The 12,031-nt window shown below is 56.5% G+C and carries 5 protein-coding genes; all 5 read right to left on the reverse strand.

What is annotated here, in order from left to right:
• Positions 1-54: 54 nt before the first annotated feature.
• The 5 genes from AB1L30_RS27185 to AB1L30_RS27205 all read right to left on the reverse strand — a co-directional run bounded on the left by AB1L30_RS27185 (position 55) and on the right by AB1L30_RS27205 (position 12,024).
• A complete protein-coding gene (locus tag AB1L30_RS27185; protein WP_367017755.1) occupies positions 55-4,881 on the reverse strand; it encodes a PVC-type heme-binding CxxCH protein in 4,827 nt (1,608 codons plus the stop codon).
• Positions 4,882-5,066: 185 nt separating this feature from the next.
• A complete protein-coding gene (locus AB1L30_RS27190) occupies positions 5,067-6,344 on the reverse strand; it encodes a DUF1552 domain-containing protein (protein WP_367017757.1) in 1,278 nt (425 codons plus the stop codon).
• A gap of 34 nt (positions 6,345-6,378) precedes the next feature.
• The gene (locus AB1L30_RS27195) at positions 6,379-8,679 is read right to left on the reverse strand and encodes a DUF1592 domain-containing protein (protein WP_367017759.1); all 2,301 of its coding nucleotides are present in this window, start codon (positions 8,677-8,679) and stop codon (positions 6,379-6,381) included.
• 265 nt (positions 8,680-8,944) lie between these two features.
• Complete coding sequence (locus tag AB1L30_RS27200; RefSeq protein WP_367017761.1) at positions 8,945-10,381, reverse strand: L-serine ammonia-lyase; 1,437 nt, start codon at positions 10,379-10,381, stop codon at positions 8,945-8,947.
• Positions 10,382-10,545: 164 nt separating this feature from the next.
• Entirely contained in the window at positions 10,546-12,024 is a 1,479-nt protein-coding gene (locus AB1L30_RS27205) for a DUF1501 domain-containing protein (RefSeq protein ID WP_367017763.1), read from the reverse strand.
• Positions 12,025-12,031 lie beyond the last annotated feature (7 nt).

Raw genomic sequence — 12,031 nt, forward strand, 5'->3', positions numbered from 1 at the left:
AGGCCGCTCGATCCTTCGTGATCGCAGCGGCCTGAACGACTGCGCAGTTCGGTGTTATTTGGTTTCGCCATGGGAGTGAGCATGCTTCAGGTGCTCTGGCATTTCATAGCCACCTGCTTCGAGGTAAGCATGCAGGTCGTAAATTTCGTCCTTCGTCAGAATGTTGAGCAAGCCGGTCGGCATCGGCGACATTTTGGAAGGTGCCATCTGCTCGACGTCGTCTTTCAGAATCTTCGTCAGGCTGTTTGGGGTCAGCAGGTTCGTGGCGACCTGGTACGAGGTTTTATCTTCTCCGACGACGACACCGGTGATGACTCGGCCGCCGATCGTCAGAAACTGCACGTTCTGAAACTTCTCGTTGATCTGGCTCGAAGGATCCACCATCTGCTGAAGCAGTTCTTTGCCACGCAGTTTCTCAACAGACTTGGTCAGATCAGGGCCCAGGTTCGTGCCATGTCCGGCGACGACATGGCACTGATTGCAGCGAGCCTTCACGAAGGCCGTCATTCCACGAGCCAACGTCGCGTCGTCTTTCGCACGATTCGCAGGCTGAAAGTCCGCGAAGTCAGCCATCTTCCACTGCTGAATGACCTGCGGAACACTCGAGTCCATCAGGGCCTGGGCGCTGGCATCATCTTTCGCGACCACCATTACGCCATTCATCACCACCCAGTGACCTGGGAAAGTGCACACATACGGGTACAAGCCTTCCTGTTGCGGCGCCTCGAAACGCAAGACAGCGATTTGGGAGGCCCGATTGGGACCGATCATCGGCGTATTTTGGAGGATCAATTCACCCTTTTCACGCGGGATGAAATCGGAGTCGGCGTTCGTGGGATCTTTTGCCATTTCGTTAGCGGCCATCCCCACTTCCGAAAGAGAATCCGGCTTCACGATTACAAAATTGTGGTCGGTGGCATCGGGGTTGGTGAACACAATCTTCAGCGGTTGCCCTGGCTTCACCATGAAGTGCTTCACGTCGAAGAGCATCCGCTCCGGCAAACAGGTCACCTTTACGGTCTGAAGGTCAGCCCTGGCGTCGAAGCGGGCCTGAGCGACGGTTGGCTTCGGCTCTTTAATTTCGGCGTCCTTAGCCGACTGCTTCAAGATGCGGGCAATATCGTAGCGAGGGTTTCCTTCCCAATGGGCACGCAGCGGCTTCGACATCAACGCACACGTGACGGCATACGCCAAATGGCCATCGCGAGGATGTTTCAGCACGTCGAGCATCGCCTGGAAAGCAGGCTTCGTGCCGATATAGGTCGCGGCGATCGCAGCCTGCATTCGCACGATCCCATGTTCGTCGTTGGCCGAAGCTTGCAGATACTGCGGCCAGTTCTCCAAATGCGGATACCAGTAACGTAGTTGCTTGGTCGCCGCGGCTCGGGCCATCGGTTCTTCGCACGCGAGTAGTTGCTTGAGCGTATTCACCGCGACGCTCAGCTCTTGATCGGATGTCGTTGCCGAGCTAGGAACCATGTCGACACAATCAATCCAGCGATACGTCCAGATCGCCTCGACCTGGTGATGTCGGAATCGAGGATCGGTCGTATCGAGCTTTTGAACCCATGCATCGAGCAGTGGCTTGATCTCGGTCGAATCGCGTTCGCCAAGTTCTCGTTTGGCGAGAAAGCGGATCGAATACTCCGGGCGTTTCAACAGGTCTAGCAGTTCTTCGTTCGAGGCATCCGCGATCTTCGGCAGGTCTTGGAGCGGTTTGCCCTTGGCCGTAATTCGCCAGATTCGGCCAGAATGGCGATCGCGGCGTTCATCCCGCAGCGAGTACTGGGCGTGGCCTTTGATCGGGTTGTACCAGTCGCAAACATACAAATCGCCGCGCGGTCCCCACTGTAGATCGACAGGAATAAAACTGAGGTTTCGCGAGAACAACAGGTCGCCGACGTACTCTTCGGTGAAGCCATACGGACCCTGTTTCCACTTTAAGATCTCGACCCGGTTGGTCGGCTTGTAGCGAACCTTGATGAACGTTCCTTCCAGTTCTTCAGGGAAAGTCGCGAAGTCGACGATTTGGTGGCCGCAAACACCGGAGTAAGCCTGCAGTCCGCGCGGGGCCGCATTTTGCAGCGGGTAAGGCGGATCGACCGCATGGTGGGCTTCGGCATAGACCGGATGGCTGGCCATGTGCTGGCCCCACTCATCGAAACTAACGCCCCAGGGATTGGTACTTGGGTAGGAACCGAAGCTGATCAATCGCTGCGTATTGGGATCAAAGCGAAACCAGCCACTGTTTTGCTGACGAACCGGACCGTAAGGCGTTTCGACCTGGGAGTGATGAAAGATTGATTCACGAAAGATTAAATCCCCGTCAGGCGTCCACGTAAAATCGTGCAGCGAGTGATGCGAGTCTTCCGTTCCGAAACCACGTAGAACCGTCGTCTTCGTGTCAGCTCGATCGTCGCCATCGGTATCTTTAAGGAACGACAGACAGGGCTGTTCGGAAACGTAAACCCCGCCGTCACCGAACTCGAACGAGAGAGGAATGTGCAAGTTATCGGCGAAGACGGTCGACTTATCCGCCTTACCATCGCCATCGGTGTCTTCCAGGATCACCAGTTTGTCGTTTGGCTGATTGCCGGGATAAACGTGCGGGTAGGTCGTCGAGCAACTCACCCACAAACGTCCCTTGCCATCCCAACGCATCTGAATCGGATTCACGATATCGGGAAATTCCTCTTCACCAGCGAAGAGATTCACCTCGAACCGAGGATCCATGTCGAATGCCTTTTGCTCATCCGCAGCCGACATCCATTGATTCGCGCCGCGACTTTGCTTGGTCATTGGCAGGGGCTGGACGTTCGAGTCGTCGACCTGGGCCGAGACTTCTTTCCCTTGAGCCAGATCCCAGATCCGTTGATCGCGATTGGCAACCATAAGGTCGAAGTTCCGCATCGCAGGCAGGAAGTCGAGATAGCCATACTCTTTGCTGCGGCCGCCGGTGTAATAGAACGTATTGAGGGGCCGAAAACGGCGAAAGAACTGCTGGTTCTTGTCGACGATCGTGGCGAGCATCTGCGGCTGGATCTCAGGCGGCTTCACTTGAAACAGTTGCTCGAACAATGCCGCCGAGAAAAGCTTGTCGCCTGCCTGATTCAAATGCACGCCGTTGATCGTCAGATCGGTACCGGGACTTTCCATCGCCGACTTCGTCGCGTTGAAGACATCCGCAAAGGCAACCTGCTGCTCGGCGGCCACGTCCCGCATCACGTCGAGGTAAAGCTGAATGTTGGCATTGTTGAGGTCAGCGGCCGGGATATTCTCGATGTTTTCACTCGCGATCGGCGAAACGAGAACGATCCGGGCCGATGCCTCACCGTTGAATGCCTTCGTCTTCAGATCCGCTAAGTAATCCGTCAGTTGCTGCCGAAAGTCGGCCAGGCCAGCGGGACCGGCAAACGATTCGTTGAAACCGAATGCCGCCAGAATGATGTCTGCTTTTTCATGCACAAGGTGCTGCTGCGTGTCGGCGAAGTTATCGGGACGCGGCTGAATACCGATCGCGTCCGCCGACCACGCCAGGTGCCGCACGACCAGGTTATGCTGCGGCAAATGCTGCTGAAGCATCGCTTCGAAATGACCGAAATCCTGCGAACGCTCCAGAAGTGTGTTCCCGATCAAAGCGATCCGGTCCCCCGGCTCGACCTTCAGGGGAAGCGACGTCGGCGTCGCCTTGGCCGTCTTCGCCCGAGGTGCCGTCTTCTCGTAAATGGCGAAGCCTGAGAAGTCCTCATCCGTTGTCTTCGGTGGATTCTTGGCCGTCGTGTTCCGGGCATCTTTTTCATTTTGAAGACGTGGGTCTCGCCCCTCGTCACGACGTGGCGCTTTCATTTGCGACGTCTGTTTTCCATCTTGGCTGTGATCAGGCAGGATGGGCGATTGCCAGCCTTGCAGCTCGCTCGGTTTGACACCTTTGTGATGTCCGCCAAAGCTGAACGTGACCGGCTGATATGGTCCGACAAAGTCGACGTCCAGGCCTGGCGTGATCTTGCTTTCCATCCCTGCTGCCCACAGACAACCGTTGATCATCATCCGGCGGAAGTCTTCGTTGAGCAGGTCTTCTGAAGCACCGTAAGTCGTGGTGAAGACGCGTCCCTTCTGGCCACTGGGGGAAGTGTATTCGCGAGTCCAGACGCCTGGGCAGGGTTTCTTTTCCTTGGCGACGGGCGAATCAATCTTCATGCCGTCGAGCGGCTGAGCCATCGCCAGCACCGTGCTGTCTTCCATCGGCTCGGTCCAATAGCCGCCTGCTTGAACCCACGGAGCTTTCACGCCGCGGAGTGCCGGATGATCTTTCTGCGCGGTAACCAGATCGAGACGGGTACTCATCGCATGATTCTTGCCGTAGTGCCCTGCCCAGGTTTCGCCAAGGATCTGTCGACCAAATCCGAGCTTGAAGTCCTCTCCTGCGTAGCGATAGTCGAAGCGAGCGAAGGGTGAATCTTTCGGAATCTTGAAAGCATGGGTCGACGTTCGCATGCCAACCACGGGGCCGCCGCGCTGTAAATAATCAGCGATCGGCTGCATCTGCTCTTTCGGAAAATCTTGGAAGCGCAGGAAGATGACCATCAAATTGGCATCGTTCAGGGCCTCGGTCCCCGGCATATGGCTCGAGCCTGGCAAGATCTCGCCGTCCTTCGGATCGAGCGAGAACAGAACGGTGCACTTGAAGCCATGTCGTTTCGCCAGAATGCGAGCCATCGCCGGAAGCGATTCTTCCGATCGATACTCGTGGTCACCGGCGAGAAAGACGATGTGCTTCCCTTTCCCGATGCCAGAATCCCCTTCGTAAACGAGCGGATTGGCATGACAGAGGGGCGGCAGGCAAAGTAAGAGCGCAGCGGCAGACAGAAAGAGTCGAATCATGGTTTTGAGGTGGGCAGCAAAAGGGAGGATTCGTTGAACAACGGAAGAGGAGTCGCGTTCCAATGGTTGGAACGCAACTACAGTCTACTACACCCCAATACCGCGCGTCGAACGAATCACCTGCCGTAAATTCCGGGAACTTTGCCAAAACTTCCGATTCGACGGAATTCGATTCGTTTTCTCCGTTAAACCATCTGAAGTCCGGTCAGGGTGCCTGTGGCCGAAGAGAACTCGTCCGTCTCAAGGCCCAGGTGCTGCAGATAGTTCACCAGCAGATTGCACAGCGGCGGTGCTTTGCCATCCTCGAACGCCAGATGTTGTCCATGACGGAAATGTCCACCCGCCGACAGGATCGGCAGGTTCGTGTTGTTGTGACTCGAGGCGTTGCCGAGGTTCGATCCGAACAAGATCGCCGTTTGATCGAGCAGCGAATGATCGCCTTCCTGGGCATTGTCCAGCTTCTGGAGAAGCTCGGCCAGCAAACGCATCTCTTCCAGTTCGATGATCGAAAGCATCTCGATCTTGCCAGGGTCGCGGCCGTGATGGCTCAGGTTATGCCAACCATCTTCGACACCATCGAGCGAGACCACTTCGTTGCCGCCAGGACCAATTAAGGTGATCAGCCGCGTCGAGTCGGTTTGAATCGCCAGGAAGATCATCTCGTACATCAAGCGCAGGCGTTCGGTCAAATTCCCGCGATCGGTGATATCTTCCGGCTGCTTCCGATCGACTTCTGGCTTGGGATGCTTCGCCCAGGCCTCAGCTTGTACCAAGCGTTGCTCCAGTTCACGCACGCTGGTGAAGTACTGATCGAGCGTCTGGTTGTCTTCGCGACCGACCTGTCTGGTGACCTTCTTCGTTTGGTCTTGAACCAGGTCCATGATGCTCTGGCCATCTTCGATCCGCCGCATCTGCTCCGCTTTCTCTTGCGGCGTTCCTTCGAGGAATAAGCGAGCGAACAACTTGGAAGGACGGTTCTCGGCTGGGATCTGAACACCACTGCGCGTGTACGAAAGGCTGTTGTTGTCGACTGCCAACGTCAACGAACCGAAGCGGGTCTTGTAGCCGATCTGCTCGGCGGCTAACTGATCGACCGAAATTGTGTTCTGAAAACTAGGCTGCCCAGGATGCGCGGCCCCTGTCAGAAAGCTTTTCTCCGCCGCGTGTCCGCCGTCGACGTTGGGATGCATGATCCCCGAGACGACCGTAATCTTGTCACGCACTGGCTGCATTGGCTTCAAGTACGGACTCAGCTCGAAGTCGCGGCCTGACTTCTCAGGAAAGAGATTCGGCGTGTGGATTCCCAGCGGGGCACAGATCGCCAGCATGCGGCGGACATCGCCTGACTCGTCGGCGTTATCCTTCGCCAACAGACGAGTCGTGCCCATGCTTCCCAACAGCGGCAATCCCATCGCAATCCCGGAAGCCCGGAGAAACATTCGGCGGTTCCATCGTGAACGCATGATAATTCCTTAGGTATGGAGCAAGGCGAAGGGATTACGGGGTCAAGAACAATTCGCTTTCAACCACGGCATGAATCATCGATTTCAGGCCATGGTCGTTGGCATCGGTCGTGGCGACGATCTGGTCGACCGCCTCTCGCTGCGCCAAACCGATGCGGCGACCGGTCGCATAGACCAAAAGCTTTTCGGCGATCGCTCGCGCCACCAGCGGTTCATCTTCCAGCAACCGCTGACGAAACTCGATGAAACCAGCGAAATCGCGACCATCTGGCATCTCGGAAGCGGAATCGACATCGGGACCTTTGCGGAACGACTTGTTGCCTGGGATCTTCTCCCCTTCGCCAATCGAGCGATAAAAATCACGATGGCCACCAATGGCGTCGAATTCTTCCAGGGCGAACCCTGGCGGATCGATTCGCTTGTGGCAACTGGCGCACGCCGCAATGCTTCGATGCTTATCGAGCTGTTCACGGATGGTCGTCGCTCCACGGATGTCTGGTTCGACGGCGGGGACGCCAGGTGGCGGCGGAGGCGAAGGCCGACCGAGCAAGTTATCGAGCACCCACACGCCACGAATAACCGGAGAGGTTGTCGTTCCGTTGGCCGTTACTTTCAGGACGCTCGCCTGGGTCAGCACGCCACCTCGAATCGAATCGGCAGGGAGTTGGACGCGCTGAAAGCTCTCGTGCCCTTCGACCGGTGGCAGCCCGTAGTGATCGGCCAGCCGCTGATTCAGATAGGTCCAATCGGAATCGACGAAGGTCATCACGCTCTTGTCTTCGCGCAAGACATGCTCGAAGAAATGACGCGTTTCACCCAACATCGCTTCCAGCAGCAGCGGATCGTACTCTGGGTAAAGCTTCATGTCGGGCGTGTTGAACTCAATATTACGCAGGTCGAGCCACTGTCCGGTGAAGTCGTTCACGAAGTTCTCGATCTTCGGGTCGGCGATCATCCGTTCGACTTGGGCACTGCGAACCGCTGGATCGCGAAGCTTGCCGGCGGCTGCCAGGTCGAGAAGTACCTGATCGGGCATCGTCGACCACAAAAAGTACGACATCCGGGAAGCGATCGCGTAGTCATCCACCGCAGGCTCGCGGTTGATCAGCAGAAACTGCGGGGCACAAAGGATCGCCGTGATTCCGGTTCGTACGGCCTGTTCGAAGGTGCGCCCGCTTTCCAGACGATTAACCGCCAGATCGATAAACGGCTGCATCTCGGCTTCCGAGGCTGGTCGACGGAACGCGCGTGGAATGAATTCACGAAGAACTCGCTCCAGGTCCTCTTTGGGCTGAGTCGATTCAACGACGTGATTCTTCACATTCTTTCGGTGCCGCATCCATACCGGCCATTCTTCTTTCATGAAGATCGACTCAGCATCGCCGAACAGGCGAACGGTCGATTCAGAAGGAAAATCCTGATCGATCGGTCCGTAGGTCTCGACCCAAGCAATCCCAACGCCGGGACGCTGTTCGTGCTTGTCGCGCCAGATGACATGTTCTGGCCAAATTCGCGGGACAATATGGATTGTGTCGCCTGCCTTCATCCGGCGAGTGAACTCGACGACGCGTGGCTTCTCAGGGGTGCCTGCGGCATCAAACACGCCGACAAAGTCTTGCGTGTCAGGGCCAAACAATGCACCGACATAGAGTGCAACCGAGATCGTGCGGGCATTAGGTTCATGCGGCCAGATTGCTACGCGGCAGCGATAGATACCATCTTCGATCGGATGGGCCGAGTCGATTCGAGCCGGCGGCCAGCCAGGGGTAAACTTCACCAGCGAGCCATCGACTTCGATGACGCCCCCTTTCTTTTTGTCGACCGAATCGATGTTCTCTTTGATCTGCATCAGCTCGGCCCGACGCGTTTCCGGTGGCAATGGTTTAATGCGTCGAATAGCCGAATCGAAGGCAACGTTAGCGGCTTTCAGATATTCTTCCATCAGGACCGAAGAGAAGCTGAGGCCATCGGCCCCTTTGTCGAACCCTTGAACGCTACCATCTTCTGGCAGAAGATCGACCAGCGGTTCGTCGATTCCTAGCAGATCATGGATTGTGTTTTCGTATTCCTGCCGATTCATTCGCCGCAGCGAGATCGGTCTTTGTACCGAACTCGAAACGGTCTGCACGATCTGACCGATGATCTGCTTCTTTTCCTCTGCCGAGGGCTGGTCCTGATAGTCGGGTGGCATTTCGCCCCGTTCAATTGCATTGACGACCCGTGACCACACATGGGCGTTATCGAGTTGCGGCGAAGGGAACGCCAGATTGTCGAGACGGATGCCTGCTTCCTGGGTATCGGCTCCGTGGCATTCGATGCAATGCGTACGGAACATGGCCCGAACTTCGGCATTTTCCGCCGCGATTGCCGAAGTATCACAGAAGGCAAGGGTGAGGTAACCGACCAGACAAGATGAGAGAAGAAAGACTGTTTTCATACCGCAAGTATAGCAAAGAAACGGAAAATTCTCGCAAGATTTGAACAACAGATACGGATGCGTCCCAAGCATATGAGCGCATCGGCCAGTTGGTTACATCAGAATCAAGGGAGATTTCACGTTTTAAGAACGTGCGGTTTTCAAATGATATCGCGAGGATTGCCTAGCATTCGCTGATATTAACCGCCAAACCGCCGCGAGAAGTTTCTTTGTATCGCGACGACATATCAGCTCCGGTCCGCTTCATGACACGAATGACACGGTCGAGCGAGACAAAGTGGCTTCCGTCTCCGCGAAGCGCCAAACGGCAGGCATTGATCGCCTTGACCGCCCCCATCGCGTTGCGTTCGATGCAGGGAACCTGAACCAGGCCTTTGATCGGATCGCAGGTCAGGCCCAAGTTGTGTTCCATACCGATCTCGGCCGCTTCTTCGACCTGGCGAGGCGATCCGCCGCGAACTTCAGTCAACGCTCCGGCAGCCATGCTGCAGGCCACGCCCACTTCTCCCTGGCAGCCAACTTCAGCTCCTGAGATCGACGCGTTCTTCTTATACAGGGCACCGATCGCCGATGCCGTCAGCAGAAACTGCTGGATCTTCTCTGGTGAAGACTCGGGGCAGAAACGATCGAAGTAGCAAAGCACCGCCGGAATGATCCCGGCGGCACCGTTGGTCGGCGCCGTCACGACCCGGCCGCCAGCCGCGTTCTCTTCGTTAACGGCAATGGCGTAAAGGTCGACCCAATCCAAAATGTTGAGCGGATCGCGCATGTTGGCTTCCGGGCGACCGGTCAGCGTTTGATAGAGCGAAGGGGCTCGACGGCGTACATTCAGCCCGCCCGGCAAGATCCCTTCGTTGCGGCAGCCACGTTCGACGCAGCTCTGCATCGTCTCCCAGATTTTCATCAGGCCGTCGCGAATCTCGTCTTCGCTACGGAACGCCTTTTCGTTCTCCAAAGCGATATGACTGATCCCGCAGGCATGTGTTTCAGCCAGTTTCAACAGCTCGGCAGCCGAGTTAAACGGATAGGGCACCGCCGACATCGGATGCTTGATCCCCTCTCCTTCGGCTCCTTCACGAATAACAAAGCCGCCACCTATCGAGAAATACGTTTCGCTCGCCAGCGGCTCGTTGCTCTCGCGCGAAGCGAATGCTCGGAAGCGGAGTGCGTTGGGATGTCCTTCCAGGAATGTCTTGCGGTGGAAGAGGAGGTCTTCTTTCTCGACGTAGGAAATCGTACGCTCGCCAGCGAGCAACAATTGATTTTGCCCGCGGATGACTTCCAGTTTGGCAGCGACTGTCTCGGGATCGATCTGATCGGGAACTTCCCCTTGCAGCCCCATCAAGATGGCAATATCGGTCGCGTGTCCGATACCGGTCAGGGCCAACGAACCGTAAAGGTCGACTTCAACCCGCTGCACGGCATCTAGCGTGCCAGCAGCACGGAGCGTCGCCAGAAACATCTCGGCGGCCCGCATTGGACCGACGCTATGCGAACTGGACGGACCGATACCGATCTTGAAGAGGTCGAAAACCCCAACAAAGGCTTGCTCGGCAAGGGGGGCCGAAGTTGGTTCGGGGCTGACGACTTTTGAAGACACGGCTGAATCCCTGGAGAATGCAAAACGACACGCCTCCATGGAATTGTGGTCAAACGCGCAGAGTTCGTGAAGGGGAAACGTTCGCCGATTTGCCTGACTTTCTCAGAGAATGCCAGGAAATCGCACGCTTATCCCTTTACTGGATGTCACCAGACACCAAGGCGTTAAGAAAGAATGTCTTGCACGACGTGCCCATGTACGTCGGTCAGCCGGAAATATCGTCCCTGGAATCGATAGGTCAGCCGTTCGTGATCGATGCCCAGCAGGTGTAGCATTGTGGCATGCAAATCGTGAACATGAACCGGGTTCTCGACCACGTTGTAGCAAACGTCGTCCGTCTTGCCGTACGTTACGCCACGTTTGATACCAGCCCCGGTCATCCATAACGAGAAACATCGCGGATGATGGTCGCGACCGTAGGTATCTGCGTTGAGCGTTCCTTGACAGTACGAAGTTCGCCCGAACTCGCCTCCCCAGACGACCAACGTATCTTCCAACAGGCCGCGTTGCTTCAGGTCGTTCACTAATGCTGCCGTTGGCTGATCGGTGTCCTGGCACTGACCGGGCAACTGACGCTGCAGCGTGAAGTGCTGGTCCCAGCCCATATGGAAGAGCTGCACGAAGCGGACGTCACGTTCCGCCAATCGTCGGGCCAGCAGGCAGTTGTACGCGTAAGTCCCTCGCTTCATCACGTTCGGGCCATAGGCATCCAGCACATGCTGCGGTTCGTCCGAAAAGTCGGTCAACTCTGGGACCGACGTCTGCATACGATAGGCCAGCTCGTATTGCTGGATCCGGGTATGAATCTCAGGATCGCCAAACTCGTCCAGCTTCTTTTGATTCAATCGCGCCAGATCGTCCAGCATCCGGCGACGAGCCTTCGGATCGAGACCGTCCGGGTTGCTGAGGTACAACACCGGATCGCCGACACTCATCAGCTTGACGCCTGCATAGGTCGATGGCAGAAAGCCACTTCCCCACAGGCGATCGTACAGCGGCTGACAGTTGGGACGGCCAGTTCCCCGAGAGACCATGGTGATGAACGTCGGCAGGTTCTGGTTGATCGTCCCTAGGCCATAGTGCAACCACGATCCGAAGCTAGGCCGACCGGGCAGTTGATGGCCAGACTGAAAGAACGTCATGGCCGGATCATGATTGATCGCTTCGGTTTGCATCGAACGGATCAGGCACATATCGTCGGCCAGCGTCGAAATGTGAGGGAGCAGTTCGCTCCCGAGTTCCATTCCGGACTGACCACAACGCGTGAACTTGAAACGTGAGCCTGCCAGTGGAAACGACTTCTGCCCGGCCGTCATTCCGGTCACACGCTGATTCATCTCGACGTAGTCGGCCAGCTCTTTCCCTTCGTTCTCTTGAAGCAGCGGCTTGTGATCGAACAGCTCTTGCTGGGAAGGGGCTCCACTTTGAAAGAGGTAGATCACCCGCTTTGCTTTGGGTGGCGTGTGATACGCCTTCAGCACACCGGTCGGCTCACTGGGCCCAAGGTCGCCAGTTTCTGCCTTGGCTTCACTTCCTATCAGCGAGGCCAACGCCGCCATCCCAACGCCGGACGCCGTTCGCCCGAAAAAGTGACGACGGGTCAACATCATGCGGTTTTCGTTGGCTTGATCCAAAGGCTTCATGGTAGGT

The sequence above is a fragment of the Bremerella sp. JC817 genome, from assembly GCF_040718835.1.
Lineage (GTDB): Bacteria > Planctomycetota > Planctomycetia > Pirellulales > Pirellulaceae > Bremerella.

Bases quoted from the DNA above. Each gene is read 5' to 3' on its own strand.
- AB1L30_RS27185 (WP_367017755.1), bottom strand. From the start codon at position 4,881: ATGATTCGACTCTTTCTGTCTGCCGCTGCGCTCTTACTTTGCCTGCCG.
- AB1L30_RS27190 (WP_367017757.1), bottom strand. From the start codon at position 6,344: ATGCGTTCACGATGGAACCGCCGAATGTTTCTCCGGGCTTCCGGGATT.
- AB1L30_RS27195 (WP_367017759.1), bottom strand. From the start codon at position 8,679: ATGTTCCGTACGCATTGCATCGAATGCCACGGAGCCGATACCCAGGAA.
- AB1L30_RS27205 (WP_367017763.1), bottom strand. From the start codon at position 12,024: ATGAAGCCTTTGGATCAAGCCAACGAAAACCGCATGATGTTGACCCGT.